Here is a 19,385-nt window from a genome sequence, read left to right on the forward strand (position 1 = left end):
CTGGCAGCCGCTGCCAAGACGTTGTTCGATGGGCAAAATACTGCCGGTGCGCTCACATCCACTTCGCAAAGCTCGGTCACTTTCACCTCACAGGACGCAAGCCGAGCACGAGATGCCCTTGCCATGCTGAGAGCGCTGATCGACGGCGAGAAGCGTCCTCCTCGGCATAGCAAAGAGAAAGCCGTCTGCCCCGACTGTGGCCAGCGGCTCTTAGCCGTGATGCCCATTCAACATGCTGCGCACTGGCGCCACAAAGGGCGCGACTGCGACCCCTGGAGCGAACCGGAAGGCGAATGGCACTTGGCCTGGAAAGAGCGCTTTCCAGAGGCGTGTCGGGAGGTCCGCCTTGAGGATGAGTTCAGCGGCGAATGGCATCGGGCGGACGTGAGGTGTCTTCGGCCAGGCCGCAGGGCGGCCGTACTGGAGCTGCAGCATTCCCCGATCGTCGACGCGGAGCGACGGGCTCGCGACACCTTCTATGGGCGTGAGCACAGCATGTACTGGCTGCTGCACATCCACGACGAGGGCAGCTTCAGGGTCACCAACCTGCGCATGTCGCTGAACTGGACCGACCCCGTTGACTGCCGCGGCAGGACGTTCTATCGAATGACCTGGATGGGTCGTTCGACCGAATTCATTGAGCGATGGAAGCACTCGGCAGTCCATGTTTTCTTCGATGCCGGTGACGGCGTTTACCACCTTGCGACAGCAGCGCTGTGCGCCGACCTGGTCGCCTCACTTGAGAAGGGCCGCTTCGCTTTGCGGCGAGTCTCAGAAGCCCAGCTCATAGCAGCAGTGAGCGGCGTCACCTCCTGACGGTGCTCCCGCACCGGATTCACTCCACGTTTTTCTGGGCTTCCCAAGATCATGGTGTCTTGCCTGTGCCCGGCTTTTGCCGTTGAATGCCAGCAAGCCGATTTAGAAGTGGAGCAGATGTAATGGGAGAAGCTGCGCGCCGAAAGAAGGCGCTCGGAACAGATTCGACGGCTGGCTACGTCGGCGACCCAGGACCGTGGTGGCACGGCACCAAGGCGAGTTTCAGCACCTGGTTGATTCCGCCGCCCCGCAAGCCAGATAGCACCGTCTTTGACCTACCACACCACTCGCTGTTCTTCACCAAAGAGCGGGACTTCGCCCAGGAAGCCGGCGAACGTCTTTGCCAGGTTCACCTTGTGTCCGATGCGCGCGTACTCGTACCCGGGGAGGCCACCACGGGTAGTCGAAAACTTCGGCAAGCCCTGCTTGAGCATCACAACGCAAGACACTGCGTTTGGCTGCATGACGACACGCAATGGATCAGCAGCTGGCGAAACGGGACGGCGTTGCGGTTCGCGGCGGACCAGCGAATCCTCCGCAGACTCTTGGCGCCTGCCATTGAGCGCTTTCGGCAGCACATGCCCGAGCTGCCTGACGATGCGCTGCTTTGGGCAGCAAAACAGAACTTGACCCGTGCCTGGATCGAGCTGGTCGCGCAGCATGCTCTCCGGTTGGGCTACGACGCGGTCCAGGGGCGGGAACTCGACTCGGAAAGCGGACCCGACGTATCTCGATCGTGGATGGCTGTGATGAGGGCGACTGCAATAACAGCCCCTGTGTGGGCGTGAGCAATACCGACCACGGCGTCGAGCCGCCGCCGTGGCGGCGACTTGGCGCGTTGAAGCAACGGAAAGAACGACGAGGAAGAAGCTGATGAGAAACGTGGCGCAAGCGGTGATCGCTGTTGCAATGGTGCTCCTAAGTGGCGCGGCGCGTGCGGCCGACCCAGCCGCCGTGACAGTGCCGCCGGCGGCGAGCAAGGGTGTCAGGGAAACGGTGGCCACGGCCTGGCCGAAGGCGCTCAAGATTTGCCCGGGTTTGAACAAGTACGCCGGCGACCTCACCTTTGCGGGTGTGGAGGACAACTACAGCCATGCTCCCAAACACGCCCAGCGCATCGAGGTCAAGTTCAAGATCTCGGAACAACCGACGCGTCTGCCAGCGACGTTCCGCGTAGCTGGGCACACCTGCTACTTCACCCTGGCGCCGGACGGCAGCAAGCTCTCGATTTCGAAAGCCGCCTGCGCAGCGCTGTGTCTCGACGGCACACCGCCCGCTGGCGACCTGGTCAAGCCGCTGTAGCCTGTGAAGATTCGAAAGGGACCGAGAATGAGTAAAGCGGAAAAAGTCTTCGGTGAGACATTTGGCAAACCGAGGAGCCCTCGTAGTGCCGAGTACAGGTTGGGGGTACTTGTATGCCTGCAGGTGCGACTGGACGGTGCTGTCAACGTCCGTTGCCCCTACGCAGAGGGGGCCTCTGCAGCCGACGCCTTCTGGGCTGGTGTGGAGGAGGGCAGGGCCTTGTCGCCGAACTGTGTTCCGCTGCCTGAGAACGCTGAAGTGCCTCTTGCGATGACGCTCTAGAACGGAGGCGACGGTGATGACCGACTTGCTGTGGCTGTGGCGCTGCTCGATGACGCTTTGGAAGCGTGGTGACATGAACCTGAGAACCGCTGTGTTCTGGAGCCGCAAGTTGAAGCAGCAGTTCGGCGGCCGATGGACAGGCTCGCAGGCGGCTCAGTTCCAGCTGGACCGCTGGCAGGACTAGGCGGAGTTGGGTACCGCCTGGCCACGGCCTCGCTCCTGGCCCGGTTGAAACAGCGATGATCGATAACGGAAAGAGTCATTGAGATGAAGCCTCCTGACACCCCGCTCTACAAGGCGTGCAAGTACCTGGCGCGCCGCGTGTTGTCTCAATCGGGTGCCGCATCAAGCGATGTGATCGAGACGTTGGCTGATCGATTCTTTACGATTGCCGAGAACCACCAGGACTTCGTTCGACACCAGCGCGAGTCCGATGACGTGATCGAACACGCTGTGAGGTACCTGGCGGATGTCCATGCCCTTCCGCCCATGGGCACGGATGTCGAGTGGTTCCGAGAAGCGATGAACGTGCTGATCGAGCTGGCGGTGCCAAATACTGGCCTGACCAACGACGCGGCCAAGCTGCTGCCTCACGTCCAAGAGGGGATCGCCCAATCACTCGCAGGGATGCCGGTCCCGCGCTCTGAGCTGCGTATCGACGACGAAGACGCGCAGCTGCTGAAGAGGTTCGAGGAAGCCGGCTGCGAGCACGGCTGCACGTCGGACCTCCTGGACTTGGCCGAGCGCATCTATCACGGTGACCCGCTCTCCGAGGAGGACCGGCGCATCTTGAAACTCGCGGCACTCGCGGCGCCGATCACACGGCACGCAAGGGAATCAAACTGAGCCCGAACACGGTGACGAGGCCCTGCAGATCGACGCTGTAGAACAGCTTCGACGGCAGTTTAATTCCCAACGGATGGCATGCGGAGGGGTTGACAAACGCAACCCCGCCGGCGAAGATGTGCCTATGCTGTCGATCGCCAGTCAACAAAAGAGTCGCCGCCTGAGTCGAGGCGTCGAAGTGCTAGAGCTGTTTCCAGAGACTCAAGAGCGTCAGGAGCCGGTCCGGTTCAAGTGGTGCGGCGGTGTGAAAGACACCTGGGGGCATCCCCGTGTTGAGGTGCACCTCATGGGGCTGTGGTTTTGCACCGAGGGGTGGCGGGTCGGCTGGATGGTGCGGCTGGATAAAGCGCTGGATGAGTGGTACCCGGGAGACCCTCATCGACACGCGAAGTACCGCGACTACCCGTGGTACCGCCTTGAGACGATGCCAACGTCGACGCAGTTGGTTCTAGCGTCTGCGGCGGCCGCCCGAGCCGCCAAGATTGTCCTGGCACAAATGACAGCCTATTCCGTCGATCAAGCCGGTGTCGACGACGCCAACCGGCTGTCGATGGAGATCGAAGACCAGGCGCGGCGCTGGTTGCTTACCTAGCGCACCCCCGTGAGGGGGCTTTGCTACCTTGCCATCGATGCATATGGTCTGCTCGGAGATTCGCATGGTGGCATGGTGGTGGGGTACGTCCCAACCCAAAACGCCGCCATCTCAGCGGTAATCAGGAGGAATTTTCAATGAAGCGTTTCGCTCTTGCTTTCGTGGTCACTCTTCTCGCGGCCGGCTCTGTACATGCCGCTGATAGCCGCCAGGTGGAGGAACTGCAGGCAACTGTCAATCAACTCGCTCAACAGGTTCAAGAGCTGAATGCCAGCGTGAAACAGCTGCGTCAGCGGCGGCAAGAGGTGGAGAACGCAAAGGCGCTTCCTCAAGACACCAAACGGTTCTGCTACCACGCGGGGCAGGTCTACAGCGAAGGAGCACTGGTTGATGACCGACAGTGCCTGCGTGCGCCGACCTCTGATGTGTTCTCTCGGCATGAGCAGCCTTTGTCGTGGCAGCGGCCGTCGGCGCTCGAATGACAGAGGCGCCCCGGATGATGTTTCGAGTCCTACTTTCGCTCCTGTCGGCCAGTTGTGCAGCAGCGGTGCCCATGCGCGCCACAGCTCAAGCGGTGACGTACTCCTCCAACGGAACTACCACCATCACTACTACAGGTAGCAACAGCGTCGTCATCGTGAATGGGCGGGTTGTGGGTTCAGGGAACGCGGTCGAAGCAAAGGGGCCCAATACGCCCGTACAACGCAACGCCGAGGCCTACAACAAGATTCACGTTGCGATCCCGGGCGAGTTCAAGTACTCCACGAGCACCTCTCGGTCGTTGGTCGTTGAAGCACCGGCCAACATTCTGCCGCTGGTGAAAACGTCGGTGCGCTCAGGAACCCTGTACGTGACACTGGAGGGCAGCGTCACGCTGAAGGAGCCGATTAAGGTCATCGCCTCAGGTCCGACGCTTCAGCTCTTGGAAACCGCGGGCAACGCATCCATCACTGCGACCGGCCTGAAAGGCGGTGCGGTGGTCATGTCGATCGCGGGTTCCGGCGCCATCGAGGCTGGTGGAAGCGTTGAGGCGGTTCGCGTGGAAGTCAATGGCTCTGGCAAGGCGTATCTCTCTCAGCTAAAGACAAACTCGGCAACGGTTCACGTGAATGGCTCGGGAAGCGTCACAGCTCATGCAGGCCGCTCTGCCGACGTTGCGATCGCTGGTTCTGGCGACGTATCAATCGAAGGCTCCCCCCCACATAGGAACGTGGCTAAGACCGGTTCAGGAAACGTGCGGTTTCGGTAAAAGGACTATACGGATTTCCCTGCGTTGCCCACAACAAAGCGCCTCTGCACCTTGGACTCGAAAGGAAACCTGACTCATGCATAGCACCTCTGCCCGAGCGCTTGTGCCGTTGTTCTTCGCTGTCATCGGTGCGCTCCCTGCGAAAGGCAGCGCACAGCCGCTCCACTTGGACTTGCAGATCTTGGTTGCGCGTGCGCGAGCAGTTCTGGGCGAGCCACCAGTTGAACAAGTGCTAGTGGTTCGCTCGAAGTGGGCAACTTTTTTTGACTATGGCTTCACCGAGGAGGCCGAAGAAGGCTTTCCGGATTCTGCTGCGTGCGAAGCCAAAGCGGCAGAGAACGAAAAGGAAAGGGGCCGCCACATGATTCCTCTCTTCGGAAAACACGGCGAGCTGCCCCACTTTTTCTGCCGACAGGCGGATGAGCACGATTTAATCGCGCTGGCGATTAGAAAGGAAGCTAGTAAGGACCCTGTTGGGCTCTCTCACTTCCCTGGTCATTGACACAATTTTCATGAAAAAGGGTGACGATTGATGGACGAGACATACTGCATCAGTGAGGATCTGCGCCAGGCTTGGAAGTTGCGGGTCGCGAAGGAGCGACGGATGCAGGCCGTAACCGCAGCGATGTTTACCTGGACGTTCCTGCTCTTTGTATTTACTTCGCCCTTCTGGTTGCCAACAATCATTGAGGACCCGTTGCTCAGCTCGTCGTTGTTCTTTTGGGCGCAGCTCTCGTTTGGCGCATTGATGCTCATAGGACTAGTGGTCGGGGGCGGTCATTTGCTCTTTCCGTCGCTGCGACTCCGTACCTACTTGAGCCACGACTGATCGGAAAGGACAACGGGGTATGGTCGATACGAAGCGGGTCTTAGCCAAATTCGGCTGGACAACGATGTTGATCGTGAGTGGAACTGCTGTAGGCGCGTTTCTTGGCGCCAATCAAAAGATGGTGTGGTACGAAGGCATGCTCCGCGACAGCGCCATAGCGTCGATACTGTCCGCAGAGACGCGTGAAGCCTTAATCAAGGCTCGCCCGCAAGGTTCGATGCGTATCTGGCACCCGGACGGTGCTCCGCATTACACGTACAACGGGCAGCACGTACCAGTAGTCACCACGCTTCTGCGCGTGGGATGTGCGCCCGGTGGGGAACACGTGTTGTGCGGGGCATCTGCGGGCGACAGACGCGACGAGCGTCAGCACCGATTTGCCGCGGCGTTTGGCTTCTGGGTGATCGATGGGGAGTTGGTAACCTACAGCTCCGGGGACGCACGCGAGCATCCAGCGCAATTTCGCCAGGAGATCGAGGATTTGGCTGCACAGCAGATCGCTCTCTGGCGCGACGCGGTTCGGTTGTCTGGCACAGGCGATTCCCTATAGCCAGTGACCGCCATCCATGTAGACCGGACGCGGATTCAGTAATGAAGTCCCTGCTTCGGCGGCTAAACACCTCCGCCTCAAGGAGTACGGCGCAGTCAGGAGACCCAGAGATGACCCAGGATGCAGCAGACGCCGAGCAGGGCATGCAGTGGTGGAACGGCATGACGGACGCCGAGCGGCGGAGGTGGGCGCTGGCGGTGCGCACCGGCGTGGCCGCCGACGCCTGGCGGCTCTACCAACGGTCGGCCCAGCTTGGCCAGCGCATCGAAGGCCGGTGCGTGTCCATGGGCACTACCTACGTGGGGACCGTCGTGGAGGTGATCCCCGTCTATGGCGAGTACGAGCCGCGGTATCGGCTTGCCGACACGGGCGCCCGCTACAGCGATGGCGGGCCGATCGAACCCACGGTGTTTCGCATCGGTGGCGCCCCGGCGTCCGCGTGAAGGCGCGCGACATCACGGTGCAGCTGCTATGGATCTGCCTGCGTCGTGTCGGCACCGTTCTCCTAGCGAGATTGCTAGGCCCCCTCGAAGGGGGGTAGGGCTCGCAAGGGCATGCTGCGACCATACCAGCCGCAGGGCACGCACGGCTAACGCTTGCCCGGCGAACAACCGCAATGAACCGTGGCCGCGCCCTATTGATGGACCGTCCCCATTGACCGAAAGGAAAGCCATGATGACGTTGACCGATGTGTCTAGCTGCATCCCGCGACTCTTGCTAGGGACAGCATTCGGGGGGCTAACGATACGCGCTCTTATTGCTGACGACTGGCCCATGGCAGGTCTGTTCGGCGTTCTGTGCGTGTTGATGATGGTCTGGCTGACTTACTTCCCCAAGATTCGGCGTGACCAAGCAGAAAACCGCAGGGATGTGGACGCTCCTGAGCAAGGGGTATGACAAAAGAGGCACGATGGGTTGCCCTTTCTGCGGTACCCGCGGTGCCTATGAGCCCGCGCCGATCCCGGAGTGGTGCACCGACGAGCAAATTGAGGCCGAGGAGGCCGATAGGGAAGCCACGGGCGAGATGCTTTTCAGGTGCCGCGCCTGCGATGAGTCCGATACGGAGACCGCCGGCCAGGCGCCCGAAAATTCCAGCCTGGTCGCGCCGGTCCGTGGTCCCCAGGATGACTCCAACGGGGTTCCTACCTCAACTGTCAACCGAACTTTGGAGGCGACACGTGTACACCATCCATCCATCTGCCTTGTCAGAGATCGGCATAGCAGCCGACAGCCCGAGCTTGTTTCTCGCCATCGAGCAGGCCGAGCACACTCAGTGGGACCACTGGGTAATTCGATCGGTGGCAAGTGGCAACGTCGTTGCCACTCATGCCGGCGTGGTGTGCGGAAGACCTCGCGAGGGCATGGGCGTGGGCGTGGGCTTGGGGCTCTTCGGGGGTGGGGTGATCCGCCCAGAGGGCGAGCGGCTGCGAGAAGGTTGCGGGACTCTGATGGCAAGGTTCACGGGCAAGTGAACATGGCAACCGAGATGATCGACCACGCAACGCTGAAACGCCTGGTGGCGGCCGGCGCGGTGAGCGGCGCCCATATCGTGGCCAGCCCGGCGCCTCGGCGTTGGTGAGTGGCCGGGCAGGCATGGCCCGCGTCTATAGCGCCACGGCGCGCCAGAACGCCGCAGGCGCTCCGATCGCTGCCCGACGAAGGGGGTAAGCGTGTGTTGGCAGTGACGGCTCCTTAGCCATGCTGCTGCATCGACGTTTCACAGCCTTTGTACGCTGGCCAGTTGAAGCGGGACCAGCTGGCCGTCCTGTCCCGGTGGCCGGGCGCTCTAGCGCCCGGGGCGCCGGTAGGAGCCGGCCCGGCAGGGCTTCAACCCCGCCCCGCGGGCGTTGAACTCCGTAGCCCGGCGCCGGACTCGGCCAGCTCCGCCGCCAGACCCTGAAGCTGGTCCTTGCCGGGCGTCGCAGCGGCAGCGCCGCCGGCGCTGGCCACCTCCTCCAGCTGCTGCCGCAGCACACCTCCCCACCGTTCCCGTCGACCAGGTCGACCTGGTCGACATCACACGCCTCCCCCGCCCGCCTCGGGCTTTCAGCCCGAGCGCCTCCAGGCTCGGCCAACACCCCCTTCCAGCTCGGCATGGCTCGGCCGCCGCGCCAGCTCGTCCCTCCCTGGCACGCCCGCCGCAGAGACGCCACGCCGAGATTCCCCCGGGCGACTCCGCCCTGCAGCCGTCCCGCCAGGCCGCAGCCCTGGCATGCCGGCCGCGATCGCTGCGTCGCCCCTCGCAGCCTCTCGCCGGGTACTCGCCCGCTGCACTCCCCCCACAAGCGCCCCCCATCCCTCAGTGAGGGGGGACTTGTGGGGGGATCTCATTTCGCAGCGGGCCGGAACACTCCGGCTCGCTCTTCGGCTGCCCCAATCCCACATCCCCCACCCCGCGCCCCCAGGGGCGAGCGAGGGAAGTCCGAGCGAGAGGATCTCCGCACGCTTTCCCGGCCTGCGGCCCTCTCTTGGTCAATCACTCCCATTCACGAATAGTCAAGGAGCGTCCATGCAGCTCGTATCCAGTTTCCGCAACCCGCAAAGCATCCGCGAGAACCGTCCTCTGACAGATGACGAGATCCGCCGCGTAGCGCCCTCCATCTATGCGCCTGCGGCGCATGAGAGCCGCTCTGAGCGGTACAGCTACATCCCGACCAGCGAGGTGCTCGCCAAGCTGCGCCAAGAAGGTTTTGAGCCGTTCGCGGCCTGCCAATCACGTACCCGGGACGCCGGCAAGCGCGAGCACACGAAACACCTTGTGCGCCTTCGGCATCCGAGCCAAATCGAAGGCAGAGAGGTGAACGAGATCCTGTTGCTCAACAGCCATGACGGCAGCAGCAGCTACCAGATGCTCGCGGGCGTCTTCGTCTTTGTCTGCAGCAATGGACTCGTGGTCGGGCAGACCGCGGCTGACGTCCGCATTCCTCACAAGGGGGATGTCATCAGCCGGGTGGTGGAGGGTGCTCATGTTGTGTTGGACGGGTTCACCCGCGTTGTCGAGGACCGCGAGGTGATGAAGTCGGTCCAGCTGCATGAGGAGGAGCGGCTTGCATTTGCGTCGGCGGCGCTGGAGGTCCGCTATGAACCCGACGAGACGAAACCGGCACCGGTCACGGCGCAACAAATCCTCATGCCAGCGCGTGCTGAAGACAGAGGCCACGACCTCTGGACCACCTTCAATGTGGTGCAGGAACGCCTCATCCGAGGAGGCCTGCGAGGCAGGGCCAGCAGCGGCCGCCCGACACGCACCCGTCCGGTGACTGGCATCGATCAGGATGTGCGGCTCAACCGGGCGCTGTGGACGCTCGGCCGGGAGATGGCGCGTCTGAAGGCCAAGGCCTGACGCTCGGTGCAAGCCCGGCTTGTTGGTCGGGCTTGCGATCAGGATGCTGTAGCGGGCGGCCACGCGCAGCGCAGAAGGAATCAGCAATGGATAAGAGTCAAGACAAGAGCGACAGCGATAGGCAAGAGCTGGGGCACTTCAACAGCCGCCTCGATGCGGTCGCCGCCTTGTGGCGGTCCCGCTACGAGGCCTTCTCTCGCCACCGGCATGATTGAGGGGCAACTGCCATGAACGCAGAAACGGTGCTGGGCTGGATCGGCTGCTTCGCCGGCATGGCGGGGTCGCTGCTGATCGCCTTGAAGATTAGGCGCTCAGGGTGGGGGTTTCCGCTCTACCTGGTGAGCAACGCGGCCTGGTTTGGCTTCGGCATGACAACGGCCGCCGCCGGGTATGTACCTGTTCTCGTGCAGTACACCTACTTCACGGTGACATCTGGCATTGGCGTGTGGCGCTATCTGCTGCAGCCATGGCTGCGACAGGCGAGGGGCCGGCGGTATCTGTGCCAGCTGGTGACGCCGGAGGGCGAGATTGTCACGGTCGACTTCATTGCGCCTCACGGCGCCAGCGAAGACGAGCGGGACCTGGCAGCCTTTCACGCCCTGGTGGCTGAGTGCCGCTCTGTCAGCTGCGTGAGAGCAGGATCGCGCGATGAGGGGGAGGGTGTCGTCGTAGAGCTGCGTCGATGCCGGGGATGACCGCCATTGCGCGAACGCCTGACCCGCGCTGCCGGCGCCTCTCTGTCCACCAGGCGGCCATTCCTCGCCAAGACTCACGTGCCATGCGAGGTTGGGCAGGATGAGCGCACCGACCGGCGACGAACGCTATCACCCCCTGTACGAATTTGACGACGAGCAGATTGATGACGCGCGCGCCACGCTCGAAGCTTTCGTAAGGGACTTGGCCGCTGGCGTCGCTGCCGGCGTTCCCGGCTTGTTGGAGAGGGTCAGTGACGCTGCGCCGCATATCGGGGCGACCGAGGTAGTGCCGGATGGCAGCGACAGCAGTCTCGAGAGTGGGCCACCGCAGTGGCCCGGGCGAAGGGCTCACTGTTGTGCGCGTACTCGCTCGGCAAAATTGGGATACGCCGCACGGCAATCAGGACGAACAGAAACCTCGCCTACCCTCTTCACCAACACCGTCACCCAACCGTCCGAGCCCGGCCCCCAAAGTGAGGTCCCGTGGACCGTGTAAAAGCGCATGCGCGCGTACCTCCCGCAGATCAACGACGTGCCAGCGTTGACCTCCCCAAGTACAGATAGGCCATCGCAGGAGACCCGCACTCGTTTCAGCTTCGCGGTGCGCTCGCCTGGCCAGAAGACTGCCACAGTTGCTACCAGCATGCCGACGCCTGCGATTAGCCAGCCCAGGAATCGAATGGGCACCGCATCGGCCCCGGTAGACACCGTCAGCCCCCACACAAAGACGGCCAGCCCGAGCGTTGTGAGTGCGACTTTTTGTTGATCTTCCACCGCCATGCCTTCCCTTCCAGTCAAATGTCGTAGTGCATACGGCTGGGCGGAAGCGCAGCGAGTTGTGTCACCGCCTTGGCCACGGCAACGCTAGATTTCCACATTCCAATCGCCTGGCAGGTGCGTGGCGAGATGAATTCTCTGGCATCAAGCTCCGACAGATTCAAGCGGACGGCGAGCTGCGCCTCAACCGCGTCCATCCAGTCGTCGAAGGTCAAAGGGGAAGATGAGAGTGTCACCGTGCGGGTCCTTGCTGAATAGCCATTGATACCGTGCTTCTGGGGGTTGAGTGGGCAGTCCTGACGCGATCCACCGTCAAAGCTAGCCGACAGATGACAGCGCCGATGGCGACGATCCAGGGAACGATCGCTTTGGGGTAGGTGAACCAGAGCCAGCCAATTTCTATGCTCCCGAGGGCCTGGAGAACCGGGTGATCCGGGTGCGGAAGTACCGCGCCTGCAAGAGAGGCAATCAAGTCGAGAGGGGCAAGCACCGCAATCGGGGCGGACCACCACAGCGGGAAAGACGTGACCGTCCAGTGCAGCGCGTGCAAGACTCGATCGCGCGGTGGAGGCACGAGAAACCAGACCAATACGCACGTGGCTAGGGCGAGTTGAAAGCCACCGAGCCAGAACAGGTTCATGAAGATTCTCCTAGGCGCTTGGTGTCATGGTCCATCTCCCGCTACGCGCCCTGAGGTAGGTGAACAGAGCCGGTTCGTGCGGCAAACTGGCGCAGGACCTGCAGTTCAGCGCTGGCAGCGCCTCACAGTTTGGACACATCAATGCCCCGTGGCGCTTCCTCCGCCGGCGGGGTGGTTGCCTCCACCTGGGCGGTGTCGTTGTCGTCGTGGTCGCCAGGTTTCTCGGCCGGCTTCGCCTTCTCCCAGGGGCGCTCCACCGACTTGTCAGTGGGTACATAGGCGGTGAAAACCGTTGTTGCTGTGACCCCTGGACGGTAGAGAACACCGACGCGCTCGGGCAGCATCAGCAGCCGGTTCTGGGAGACGTATGGCACCTCCTCATCCTTCAGTGTGCGGCCCTCGTCCCAAGTCTCACCGCCGTAACGGTTGACCTCGGTGCGCTCCATGGCAGCGAGCCGTTTCACCGTAGTTCCGCTGTTTTCCTCTCCCCACTTGGCGGTTTCGGTATCACCCGCCATGTACAGAAGTTTGATCTTGCAGTTGATCATGAAGCTCTGCTGGGCCGCCTTCTTGTCGATGTCCTGATCAACAATGTTCTGCAGGTCGCTCATGCCCTGCGTGGCGGCAATGATGTTGGCCTTCGCCGAGCGAATCGTGGCAACGCCATCGACCAACTCGTTGCCCATGGTGAAGCGAATTTCGTCGGTGACGACCATGGCATGGGATGTCCTCTCAGCCTTCAGGCGCTTGATTTCCTGAAGCACTTCTGCGACGTACACCCGGCTTGCCAGACGGACCACATTGTCAGACGTCGACCCCCTCACATACACCACGGCGGTGTTGCGAAGCGACTGTTCGACGGAGTGCCCGCGGTTCTTCTTCGGCGGCGTGAAGGTGGAAATTCTGGACCACTCGCTCAAGCTGTCACGGAGGCTGGAGAGCTTCTCATCATCGCCATCCTCGCCGCGAACGTGGTCGAGCATCTGCTTGACACTGCCATCGGTCTTCTCCAGCGCTCGGTCGAGTTGGGCCCGCTCGGCACGCTTGTAGACGTCGGCGTTGGAGCCGGTGTCGCCTAGCTTGAATGCGGCGAGCACACGTGCCCGCCGGTCACGGAGCGAGCCGCCCTTGAACGGATGCCAGTGGCCTTGACCCTCCGGATTGAGGTCCAAATACACGAACGGCCGTCCGTTGCGTTTGGCGGCGGCGTACATGATGTAGGGGACGAAATCGTCTTCCTTCGGGTCCACGAAGAACACGCAAACCCCTTTGTCGACCGCTTGGTCTATGACCACCCCGAAGATGCTGCCCTTGCCCGTGCCAGTGGGGCCGAGGTAGAGATGCATGGTCTCATGCATCTGAGCGTCCGGGATATACAGGGGCTGGTTGTGCTCGTCCAGACCAATGAAGTACGACCCAGCCTTGTAGTAGCGGCGCGGATCGTAGTTTTTGGTCTTTAGGAGGCCTGCTTCACTCTTCACGTCCGAGCGCTCGTCCTCCTTTTGCTTCACGCGCCAGCGACGAAAAAAGCTGGAAAGAAACGGGTCGGCGTAGCGTAGCCACGTGAAGGAAATCAGGACACCGCCAAGGAGCGCTGCAAGGGGGGCGGTCCAGTACGCAGAGGCCATCTCGCCCACCCAGCTGTAGAACATGTCCGCCGCCTCCCGTTGCGGCCTTCCACTGAGCGCGCCAAACAGAAAAAAGGTGAGCAGGGGGATGACAAAACCGAGGGCAACACTGAGCCCAACAACCGCCCAGCGCGTCCACAACGCAACGTGTTTTTTGAACGAGTGAACCTCGACGTCAGGAAGTCGCAGCGGCACTGGATGTACCAGGCAGAGCGCAAATATCAACGCCGAAATGCACACCCACCACCAGGGGTCCGCCCAGGTGGTGACCGCATGCAGCGCGAGCGACAGACCCGTCTTAAGTTTTTCCAACATTGTGGCATTGCTCCCTTTGGCGCGCCAAAGCACGTCTATCGATTGTTCCATCTACGGCGACGTCGTGTAGTATAGGCAAAACACTAGATGAATGAGTAGACAAATGGAACGATGGAAAACGGCGACGTCGACCGCTGTCGCGGCCAGCGTCGGGCGGGCGTGCCGGCTAGGGCCGGCCCTGCCCTTGAGGGGCCGCCCTCTGTCTTGTGGTGCAGGCTGGACGCCTTGCCCCACAAGACATTCACCCCGCGCCGCCTCGCTAGGGCGAGCGGCTTGGAGGGCTGAAGCCCTCTCGCTGGTCGGCTCGGCTGGACGCCCGAGCCGCCTCAGCGATTCACCCCGGCACCGTCAGGCCGTGTCGCGTTCCGCGCCCCGGCTGACCCCCCGCGTTCGCGGCTGCGAAGCTGCCGCCTCGCTTCACCGGGCTGCGCCCGGCTCGCAAGGCGTCATCTTCTTGGGCTTCGCCTCGCCCTGGACGGGCGACCAAACGCGGGGGGTCAGCCGGGGCGCTGGCGCCCGTCTGACGGTGCCGACCGACCGGTCGGGTCCGCCGTGGGCGGCGGACCACTCCCTACCCCGCGCGTGGGCGCGCGGGGTTCGGTCTTTGGTTCCCTGGTTGTGCGCTTGGGGCGCACGAACCAGGGAAGTTTCCGTGGCACTGTCGTGCCCCGGAAACCGCACCGGAGGAATGCGCCCTGGGGGGCGAATTCCTCCTTTGCCGCGGTGGGCCGCGGCAATGCGCCGGGCTCCGCCGCTGGGGCGGCTGCGGGTCAAATCCGGGGCTGTACGCCCCAGATTTGCCTGTGCCTTTTTGGGGTTCCGGGGCTCTGCACTCGTTGGTGCCGAAGCCCGGAAGTCCCCGGAGCATTCGCTGCACCGGGGACCGCACCGGAGGGGCTTGCCCTGCGGGCAAGTCCACCTCCTTTGCCGCGGCGAACCGCGGCAATGCGCCCGCTCAGCCGCTAGGGCGGCTTCGCTCCTCATGCGAGCGTCTTTGCCCCCTGTGTTGGGGATTCAGTGAGGCAACATTGCGCGCCTCAGGTAGCGGTTAGAAGGTAAAGGAATGGATCATGAAATCGGTGAAAACGGGCCTCAAAGTTCTGGCGGTAGTGGCGTGGGGGACGGTCAAGGTGGTCAGGGTGTTGATCGTGGTGCCGTTGGTGGCGGCGGTGTACATGCTGGCGGGGTAGGGCGGCAGCAGAAGCTGACTTGGCTTCCCGACAACCCGCGGGGTCGGGGCGAGGAAAAACTGCGTGCCGTTTTGCTGTGGATTTGCCGCTTTCACTACTCCAATGCCGCGGTGATGATGCAGCTCCTTGGCCTGAAGCATTTCACCAACGTGACCTACTTCAGTCGCCTCGTATCAAAGGGCCTTCTGAAACGCATCGAGATTCCGACACTGCGTCGGCCGGTGTACATGCTGACGCCCGCCGGGCTGTCGACTCTTGAGGGGGTACCAGAAGCGGCGTACTACCACGTCGACGAACGGCGCATTGCTGCGTCTCTGGCGCGGCATTCTCTGGCGGTACAGCGCGCGGTGCTGAACCGTCGCTCATCGTGGGACCGTGTGGTGCCCGAACGGCTCCTTAAAGAGCGCGGCAAGAAGATCCCCGACGCGGTGCTTATGTCCGGAGAAGCCAAGACCGCGCTAGAAGTCGAGTTGACTTACAAGACGCGGACGAAGATCTACCTTGCGTTTACGGACCATGCAAGGGCAATCCGGGATGGCGCCTATGCGAAGGTCGAGTACGTGTTTGTGGACCCCGTCATGCGGGATTCATACCGGTCAGCATTCGAGGAGGAGTTGTGGCCGGTCTACCGGTGGAACGAGAAGACTAGGCGATACGACCGGGACAGGGAGATGTTCCGTCCTGACTCGTTAAAGGGCCTCAAAGAGGCCGTGACATTCACAGTGGAGGATTTGCCGCATGACTGACCCGTGGAGCGAGATCCATGTCCCTGCGGGGGGGCTGCCAATGTTCAACCCTGACATGGACCTCCTGTTGGAGTTCGGGGCGCCTGTTCTGCCCTTCTTCAAGGACCCTCGGAACACCTCGATCTGCATCAATCGATTTGACACGATCTTTGTCCGCCAGGAAGGCAAGTTTGTGCGGACGGACGCTCGCTTCGAGAGCGAGCGGATGTTGGTGAATTTCATCAAGCAGGTAGCGCGCTCGTTGGGGCAGGATGCCGACGCAACCATGCAGCCGATCATCGACGCTCGCATGCCCGACGGTTCGCGCGTCAACGCTGTGCTGTACCCGGTAGCGCCGCTCGGTGCGAACATGACGATCCGGCTGTTTCCCAAGGTGCGCTACAGCGTTGAAGATCTCCTGCGCAAGGGCATGTTTTCAGCCGAGATGCTGGCGTTCCTGAAAGCGGCAGTTGCAATGCGCGCAACCTCGCTGATTGGCGGGGCGAGTGGAAGCGGGAAGACAACGCTACTGAATGCGCTGGGCAACCTCGTCCCGAAGGAGGAGCGCATCGCGGTGTTGGAAGACACCGCGGAGCTGAACATTGACCGACCCAACGTTGTCTCTGGGGAGGCAGCGAAGCGAGCTGCGCGAGACGCGCCTTCCATCACGTTGCAGCACTTGCTGGTCAACTTGCTGAGGCAGGAAGCGGACCGGGCGATCATCGGTGAAATCCGCGAGCCCTCGACCGCCACAGCGCTTCAAGTTGCGCTCAACGTGGGTCTTGAGGGCACACTGTCGACTCTGCATGCAACCGGAGACCACGGTGTGCTGCGTCGCTTCGAGACCATGCTGTTGTCCAACGATACGCGCATCCCATATGAGGTGGTCCGGGCCGACATCCGAGAATGCGTCCAAGTCGTCATCTATGTCGAGCGCACGCCCCTGCACGGGCAGCGTGTGGTGCAGCTGTCCGAAATGGACGAGCGTGGGGAGCTGAGGCGGCTGTTCGAGTGGGATTACCGGGCGGCTCGACATGTCCGGGTGTTCGATGGTGAGCCCCTCATTTTTCGGAAGGCGGCCAAGTACGGGATCGACCCCCAGTCGTTCTTCGTGGAAGGGTGACAGTAGCGGCAGCGGGATCGTGTTGCGTCAGCGAAAGGTTTGTCATAGGAGCGCCAATGAGCGAAAGATTTTCGAGTTTGAGCCCGTGTTCGGACTGGTTCTACGCGGCGAAAGGAACACGGGATGAGTGCATCGTGTTCAGGATCGCTGCCTGGGCCTTGACCGAGGAAGGGGAGGCTGTGGGCCTCGTTTCCGCATCAAGTGCGACCACGAGCGCTAACGTGTCCTGCCTCGTCGCACCGCCGCCAATCGGCGGGCGGTACCTGCACGTGTCCCAGCTCGATGAGGAGCAGCGCAACGCCGCCCGCCTGGGTTGAGCTGACGGGGGCCGGCGTAGCTCGGCCCACGTCATGCAGTTGCTCGGTCGAGGCACTGGATTGCACAATCCAGATCAAGCACATCCGACGTGAAGCGCGTTCGGTATGGTTGCGCAAATCAGGACAGGAGAGATGCGCCATGGCACACGGGACCGGAGTAGCAGGGCAGGAGGGCACAGTCACGCCGACCAGCCAAGCCTACGACGAGCTGGAGCGGGCCTATCGGTTCTACAACCGCGAGCTGTTCGATGGACGCTTGCCCGACTGCCTTATCACGCTGCAGCGCAAGGGCAAGCGCACGATGGGCTACTTCGCGCCTGACCGGTTTGCCCACCGAGATGGGCTGCTCTCAGACGAGCTAGCGATGAACCCGATGCATTTCGCTCGCGTCGACCTGGTCGAGGTCCTGCAGACCTTGGTGCACGAGATGACCCACGCGCAGCAAAAGCACTTCGGACGGCCCAGCCGAGCGGGGTATCACAACCGCGAGTGGGCCGACATGATGAAGGCGATCGGCTTGTACCCAAGTTCCACCGGCGCGCCCGGCGGCAAGGAGGTAGGTGACAAGATGGCCGATTACGTGATCACGGGTGGGCGGTTCGAGCAAGCGACGAAGCGTCTGCTTGCCGAGGGTTTTGCGGTGTCGTGGCGCGATGCCGTCGCGGTGGCCGCGCATGGCGACGATGAGGAGGCAAAGCCGCCCAAGGATCGTAGCAATCGGGTCAAGTACACCTGTCCCGATTGCGGCCTCAACGCCTGGGGTAAGCCGGACATTCAGCTTATGTGCGGAAAGTGCCGTCTTGATCTTCAGCGAGCGGACCGTTCCTTCGCGCGTGACCTGTAAGAATTGACAGCCCCCTAAAAAGGGGGTGGGACTAGCGCCCACGCCCGTAGTGGTGTTAAATAAATCACACTACAAATTGAGGGGATATGACACACGAACGAGGCGGCCTGCTAGGAACAGGCGCCGTCCGTCTATCCGCGCTCGTTGCGGATTGCCTTGTAAAGAGCCTCCTCCAAGGTTTCTTCGTTGACCACCGACACGCCCGTCTTCTTCAGATTGCGGCGTGCCTTGAACAGCATGTTGCAGAACGCATTGAGGATCTTCGACCGGTCCACGGTGTAGCCGTACTGCTCCTCAAGCTCCCGCGCGATCTCGTCCAGATCGGCAGCGATCTGCTCTCTCGTCGACCACGATTTGACTGATCGCTTTGGTTTTTTTTCCATAACTCCCCTTAGCTTGCGCCTGCCGTTGGCCATCCCCTGGGCGCGCAGACATGGCGCAAAGTCCTGGCGTCAGTATGGATATCTTTCATTACATCTGTCCATGCATTTGTCGTGATAAGGTGTAGGCAGAGTTCAATGATAGTGACAAAGGACGGTGTTTTGACGCAGTCACAGGGGGCACTTATGTCAGAGGGAAACCAGGCTCCAGGGAGTGACGTGGATGTTGCTCTCCAAGACGCCAAGGTCCTCAACGATGAGGATCTCACCGCCGGCTTGCCGTCCAAGTTCTTCTGGGGCGGCATCGTCGCTTCGGTCGCGGTCGCATTCCTGTTCAAGAGCGTTCCGTGGATTGGACTGCTGTTCGCATTCGTGTATTTCAGCGCCATGTACGGGATTCACAAAGACGATCCCAAGGGCGCAGATGGTTGGACGAGCGCCTTGCAGCGACCGTCCCATTGGTCCGGCGCGTCGGCGAGGCGCCGTCGGGTTGTCTACCTTGAAAGGGAGTAGTGATGGGTATCCTTCAGACCATGAAATCTCGGGCCAGCAAACTCGGGCCGCAGCTGGCACCTGGAGCTGCAGTGCTGGCTCTTGCCACCGACGCCATGGCGGGCGAGAGCATCGGATCAGCCGGCACTGGGCCGTTCGGAATGATCACCGAGTGGTTGCAGATGCTGGTCGATTTCATGGACGGCCCATTCGGACTGGCCGCCGTGATCATCTCGCTGCTCATTGCGTATTGCACCTGGATGTTCGCTCCCAAGGAAGGCATCGTCGGTCCCACGCTGCGCATCGCCGTTGGGGGCATCGTGGTCCTCAACGTGGGCGCCTGGATCGCTTCGCTTAGGAGCGGTACGTCCACCTGATCAAGCGACGCCGTGGAGTCAACAACCGAGGCTTTAGCGCGCTAAAGACCTCGGTTTTTTCTATCAGGGAGCG

28 protein-coding genes are annotated in these 19,385 nt (G+C 62.0%); 22 read left to right on the plus strand and 6 right to left on the minus strand.

The annotated features are described in order from the left end of the window. Nucleotides 1-123 precede the first annotated feature (123 nt). Nucleotides 124-816, plus strand: coding sequence for a competence protein CoiA family protein (locus N7L95_RS00080; protein WP_301255469.1), 693 nt, complete (start codon nucleotides 124-126; stop codon nucleotides 814-816). 275 nt (nucleotides 817-1,091) lie between these two features. On the opposite strand, the gene N7L95_RS00085 is transcribed toward N7L95_RS00080, so the two are convergent. Continuing rightward, nucleotides 1,092-1,478, minus strand: a complete 387-nt coding sequence (locus tag N7L95_RS00085) for a hypothetical protein (RefSeq protein WP_301255470.1) — start codon at nucleotides 1,476-1,478, stop codon at nucleotides 1,092-1,094. 211 nt (nucleotides 1,479-1,689) lie between these two features. On the opposite strand from N7L95_RS00085, the gene N7L95_RS00090 reads away from it, so the two are divergent. The 15 genes from N7L95_RS00090 (at nucleotide 1,690) to N7L95_RS00160 (ending at nucleotide 10,504) form a co-directional block, all read left to right on the plus strand. Then, nucleotides 1,690-2,118: a hypothetical protein gene (locus N7L95_RS00090; RefSeq protein ID WP_301255471.1), complete on the plus strand. Its 429-nt coding sequence runs from the start codon at nucleotides 1,690-1,692 to the stop codon at nucleotides 2,116-2,118. A 298-nt stretch (nucleotides 2,119-2,416) separates the two neighbouring features. Then, on the plus strand, nucleotides 2,417-2,584 hold the full coding sequence (locus tag N7L95_RS00095; protein WP_301255472.1) for a hypothetical protein: 168 nt from the start codon (nucleotides 2,417-2,419) through the stop codon (nucleotides 2,582-2,584). A gap of 83 nt (nucleotides 2,585-2,667) precedes the next feature. Next, entirely contained in the window at nucleotides 2,668-3,246 is a 579-nt protein-coding gene (locus N7L95_RS00100; protein ID WP_301255473.1) for a hypothetical protein, read from the plus strand. A gap of 124 nt (nucleotides 3,247-3,370) precedes the next feature. Beyond that, nucleotides 3,371-3,838, plus strand: coding sequence for a hypothetical protein (locus N7L95_RS00105; protein ID WP_301255474.1), 468 nt, complete (start codon nucleotides 3,371-3,373; stop codon nucleotides 3,836-3,838). A 137-nt stretch (nucleotides 3,839-3,975) separates the two neighbouring features. Further along, entirely contained in the window at nucleotides 3,976-4,320 is a 345-nt protein-coding gene (locus N7L95_RS00110; protein ID WP_301255475.1) for a hypothetical protein, read from the plus strand. 71 nt (nucleotides 4,321-4,391) lie between these two features. After that, entirely contained in the window at nucleotides 4,392-5,087 is a 696-nt protein-coding gene (locus N7L95_RS00115; RefSeq protein ID WP_301255476.1) for a GIN domain-containing protein, read from the plus strand. Between the two features lie 166 nt (nucleotides 5,088-5,253). After that, entirely contained in the window at nucleotides 5,254-5,589 is a 336-nt protein-coding gene (locus N7L95_RS00120) for a hypothetical protein (RefSeq protein WP_301255477.1), read from the plus strand. A gap of 30 nt (nucleotides 5,590-5,619) precedes the next feature. Further along, complete coding sequence (locus N7L95_RS00125; RefSeq protein ID WP_301255478.1) at nucleotides 5,620-5,916, plus strand: hypothetical protein; 297 nt, start codon at nucleotides 5,620-5,622, stop codon at nucleotides 5,914-5,916. Between the two features lie 19 nt (nucleotides 5,917-5,935). Continuing rightward, nucleotides 5,936-6,466 (plus strand): hypothetical protein, encoded by a 531-nt coding sequence (locus N7L95_RS00130; RefSeq protein ID WP_301255479.1) that lies wholly within the window; start codon nucleotides 5,936-5,938, stop codon nucleotides 6,464-6,466. 110 nt (nucleotides 6,467-6,576) lie between these two features. Continuing rightward, the gene (locus N7L95_RS00135) at nucleotides 6,577-6,909 is read left to right on the plus strand and encodes a hypothetical protein (protein ID WP_301255480.1); all 333 of its coding nucleotides are present in this window, start codon (nucleotides 6,577-6,579) and stop codon (nucleotides 6,907-6,909) included. Nucleotides 6,910-7,138: 229 nt separating this feature from the next. After that, a complete protein-coding gene (locus N7L95_RS00140) occupies nucleotides 7,139-7,363 on the plus strand; it encodes a hypothetical protein (RefSeq protein ID WP_301255481.1) in 225 nt (74 codons plus the stop codon). 281 nt (nucleotides 7,364-7,644) lie between these two features. Further along, nucleotides 7,645-7,938, plus strand: a complete 294-nt coding sequence (locus tag N7L95_RS00145) for a hypothetical protein (RefSeq protein WP_301255482.1) — start codon at nucleotides 7,645-7,647, stop codon at nucleotides 7,936-7,938. Between the two features lie 1,037 nt (nucleotides 7,939-8,975). Further along, on the plus strand, nucleotides 8,976-9,809 hold the full coding sequence (locus N7L95_RS00150; protein ID WP_301255483.1) for a DUF932 domain-containing protein: 834 nt from the start codon (nucleotides 8,976-8,978) through the stop codon (nucleotides 9,807-9,809). Nucleotides 9,810-9,895: 86 nt separating this feature from the next. Then, nucleotides 9,896-10,024: a hypothetical protein gene (locus N7L95_RS00155; RefSeq protein WP_301255484.1), complete on the plus strand. Its 129-nt coding sequence runs from the start codon at nucleotides 9,896-9,898 to the stop codon at nucleotides 10,022-10,024. 12 nt (nucleotides 10,025-10,036) lie between these two features. Beyond that, nucleotides 10,037-10,504 carry a hypothetical protein gene (locus tag N7L95_RS00160; RefSeq protein WP_301255485.1) on the plus strand — a complete coding sequence of 156 codons (468 nt, stop codon included), beginning with the start codon at nucleotides 10,037-10,039 and terminating at the stop codon, nucleotides 10,502-10,504. A 348-nt stretch (nucleotides 10,505-10,852) separates the two neighbouring features. Here the strand turns inward: N7L95_RS00160 and N7L95_RS00165 are convergent, their stop codons facing one another. From N7L95_RS00165 to N7L95_RS00180, 4 genes are all read right to left on the minus strand, one after another. Next, nucleotides 10,853-11,284, minus strand: a complete 432-nt coding sequence (locus tag N7L95_RS00165) for a hypothetical protein (protein ID WP_301255486.1) — start codon at nucleotides 11,282-11,284, stop codon at nucleotides 10,853-10,855. A gap of 14 nt (nucleotides 11,285-11,298) precedes the next feature. Next, complete coding sequence (locus N7L95_RS00170; RefSeq protein ID WP_301255487.1) at nucleotides 11,299-11,517, minus strand: hypothetical protein; 219 nt, start codon at nucleotides 11,515-11,517, stop codon at nucleotides 11,299-11,301. Next, nucleotides 11,514-11,921 carry a hypothetical protein gene (locus tag N7L95_RS00175; protein ID WP_301255488.1) on the minus strand — a complete coding sequence of 136 codons (408 nt, stop codon included), beginning with the start codon at nucleotides 11,919-11,921 and terminating at the stop codon, nucleotides 11,514-11,516. The genes N7L95_RS00170 and N7L95_RS00175 overlap by 4 nt, the downstream gene beginning before the upstream one ends. A 122-nt stretch (nucleotides 11,922-12,043) precedes the next feature. Then, nucleotides 12,044-13,864, minus strand: coding sequence for a type IV secretory system conjugative DNA transfer family protein (locus tag N7L95_RS00180; protein ID WP_301255489.1), 1,821 nt, complete (start codon nucleotides 13,862-13,864; stop codon nucleotides 12,044-12,046). A 1,063-nt stretch (nucleotides 13,865-14,927) separates the two neighbouring features. Here N7L95_RS00180 and N7L95_RS00185 point away from each other — a divergent pair. The 4 genes from N7L95_RS00185 (at nucleotide 14,928) to N7L95_RS00200 (ending at nucleotide 18,063) form a co-directional block, all read left to right on the plus strand. After that, nucleotides 14,928-15,800: a hypothetical protein gene (locus tag N7L95_RS00185; RefSeq protein WP_301255416.1), complete on the plus strand. Its 873-nt coding sequence runs from the start codon at nucleotides 14,928-14,930 to the stop codon at nucleotides 15,798-15,800. Then, a complete protein-coding gene (locus tag N7L95_RS00190) occupies nucleotides 15,793-16,902 on the plus strand; it encodes a TadA family conjugal transfer-associated ATPase (protein WP_301255417.1) in 1,110 nt (369 codons plus the stop codon). Before N7L95_RS00185 ends, N7L95_RS00190 begins: the two co-directional genes overlap by 8 nt. 56 nt (nucleotides 16,903-16,958) lie before the next feature. Next, the gene (locus N7L95_RS00195) at nucleotides 16,959-17,219 is read left to right on the plus strand and encodes a hypothetical protein (RefSeq protein ID WP_301255418.1); all 261 of its coding nucleotides are present in this window, start codon (nucleotides 16,959-16,961) and stop codon (nucleotides 17,217-17,219) included. 139 nt (nucleotides 17,220-17,358) lie between these two features. Continuing rightward, the gene (locus N7L95_RS00200; RefSeq protein ID WP_301255419.1) at nucleotides 17,359-18,063 is read left to right on the plus strand and encodes a SprT-like domain-containing protein; all 705 of its coding nucleotides are present in this window, start codon (nucleotides 17,359-17,361) and stop codon (nucleotides 18,061-18,063) included. A 131-nt stretch (nucleotides 18,064-18,194) separates the two neighbouring features. Here the strand turns inward: N7L95_RS00200 and N7L95_RS00205 are convergent, their stop codons facing one another. Further along, nucleotides 18,195-18,446: a hypothetical protein gene (locus tag N7L95_RS00205; protein ID WP_301255420.1), complete on the minus strand. Its 252-nt coding sequence runs from the start codon at nucleotides 18,444-18,446 to the stop codon at nucleotides 18,195-18,197. 216 nt (nucleotides 18,447-18,662) lie between these two features. Between N7L95_RS00205 and N7L95_RS00210 the strand changes: the two genes are divergently transcribed. Both N7L95_RS00210 and N7L95_RS00215 read left to right on the plus strand, forming a co-directional pair. Continuing rightward, nucleotides 18,663-18,956: a hypothetical protein gene (locus N7L95_RS00210; protein ID WP_301255421.1), complete on the plus strand. Its 294-nt coding sequence runs from the start codon at nucleotides 18,663-18,665 to the stop codon at nucleotides 18,954-18,956. 2 nt (nucleotides 18,957-18,958) lie between these two features. After that, nucleotides 18,959-19,312, plus strand: coding sequence for a hypothetical protein (locus tag N7L95_RS00215; RefSeq protein WP_301255422.1), 354 nt, complete (start codon nucleotides 18,959-18,961; stop codon nucleotides 19,310-19,312). The last annotated feature ends 73 nt before the right edge of the window (nucleotides 19,313-19,385 follow it).

The organism is Eleftheria terrae (assembly GCF_030419005.1).
GTDB lineage: Bacteria > Pseudomonadota > Gammaproteobacteria > Burkholderiales > Burkholderiaceae_C > Caldimonas > Caldimonas terrae.

Coding starts and splice junctions, on each gene's coding strand:
- N7L95_RS00080 (WP_301255469.1), top strand. CDS start 124: ATGCTGAGAGCGCTGATCGACGGCGAGAAGCGTCCTCCTCGGCATAGC.
- N7L95_RS00085 (WP_301255470.1), bottom strand. CDS start 1,478: ATGCTGCGCGACCAGCTCGATCCAGGCACGGGTCAAGTTCTGTTTTGC.
- N7L95_RS00090 (WP_301255471.1), top strand. CDS start 1,690: ATGAGAAACGTGGCGCAAGCGGTGATCGCTGTTGCAATGGTGCTCCTA.
- N7L95_RS00095 (WP_301255472.1), top strand. CDS start 2,417: ATGACCGACTTGCTGTGGCTGTGGCGCTGCTCGATGACGCTTTGGAAG.
- N7L95_RS00100 (WP_301255473.1), top strand. CDS start 2,668: ATGAAGCCTCCTGACACCCCGCTCTACAAGGCGTGCAAGTACCTGGCG.
- N7L95_RS00105 (WP_301255474.1), top strand. CDS start 3,371: ATGCTGTCGATCGCCAGTCAACAAAAGAGTCGCCGCCTGAGTCGAGGC.
- N7L95_RS00110 (WP_301255475.1), top strand. CDS start 3,976: ATGAAGCGTTTCGCTCTTGCTTTCGTGGTCACTCTTCTCGCGGCCGGC.
- N7L95_RS00115 (WP_301255476.1), top strand. CDS start 4,392: ATGCGCGCCACAGCTCAAGCGGTGACGTACTCCTCCAACGGAACTACC.
- N7L95_RS00125 (WP_301255478.1), top strand. CDS start 5,620: ATGGACGAGACATACTGCATCAGTGAGGATCTGCGCCAGGCTTGGAAG.
- N7L95_RS00130 (WP_301255479.1), top strand. CDS start 5,936: ATGGTCGATACGAAGCGGGTCTTAGCCAAATTCGGCTGGACAACGATG.
- N7L95_RS00135 (WP_301255480.1), top strand. CDS start 6,577: ATGACCCAGGATGCAGCAGACGCCGAGCAGGGCATGCAGTGGTGGAAC.
- N7L95_RS00140 (WP_301255481.1), top strand. CDS start 7,139: ATGATGACGTTGACCGATGTGTCTAGCTGCATCCCGCGACTCTTGCTA.
- N7L95_RS00150 (WP_301255483.1), top strand. CDS start 8,976: ATGCAGCTCGTATCCAGTTTCCGCAACCCGCAAAGCATCCGCGAGAAC.
- N7L95_RS00155 (WP_301255484.1), top strand. CDS start 9,896: ATGGATAAGAGTCAAGACAAGAGCGACAGCGATAGGCAAGAGCTGGGG.
- N7L95_RS00160 (WP_301255485.1), top strand. CDS start 10,037: ATGAACGCAGAAACGGTGCTGGGCTGGATCGGCTGCTTCGCCGGCATG.
- N7L95_RS00165 (WP_301255486.1), bottom strand. CDS start 11,284: ATGGCGGTGGAAGATCAACAAAAAGTCGCACTCACAACGCTCGGGCTG.
- N7L95_RS00175 (WP_301255488.1), bottom strand. CDS start 11,921: ATGAACCTGTTCTGGCTCGGTGGCTTTCAACTCGCCCTAGCCACGTGC.
- N7L95_RS00180 (WP_301255489.1), bottom strand. CDS start 13,864: ATGTTGGAAAAACTTAAGACGGGTCTGTCGCTCGCGCTGCATGCGGTC.
- N7L95_RS00185 (WP_301255416.1), top strand. CDS start 14,928: ATGGATCATGAAATCGGTGAAAACGGGCCTCAAAGTTCTGGCGGTAGT.
- N7L95_RS00190 (WP_301255417.1), top strand. CDS start 15,793: ATGACTGACCCGTGGAGCGAGATCCATGTCCCTGCGGGGGGGCTGCCA.
- N7L95_RS00195 (WP_301255418.1), top strand. CDS start 16,959: ATGAGCGAAAGATTTTCGAGTTTGAGCCCGTGTTCGGACTGGTTCTAC.
- N7L95_RS00200 (WP_301255419.1), top strand. CDS start 17,359: ATGGCACACGGGACCGGAGTAGCAGGGCAGGAGGGCACAGTCACGCCG.
- N7L95_RS00205 (WP_301255420.1), bottom strand. CDS start 18,446: ATGGAAAAAAAACCAAAGCGATCAGTCAAATCGTGGTCGACGAGAGAG.
- N7L95_RS00215 (WP_301255422.1), top strand. CDS start 18,959: ATGGGTATCCTTCAGACCATGAAATCTCGGGCCAGCAAACTCGGGCCG.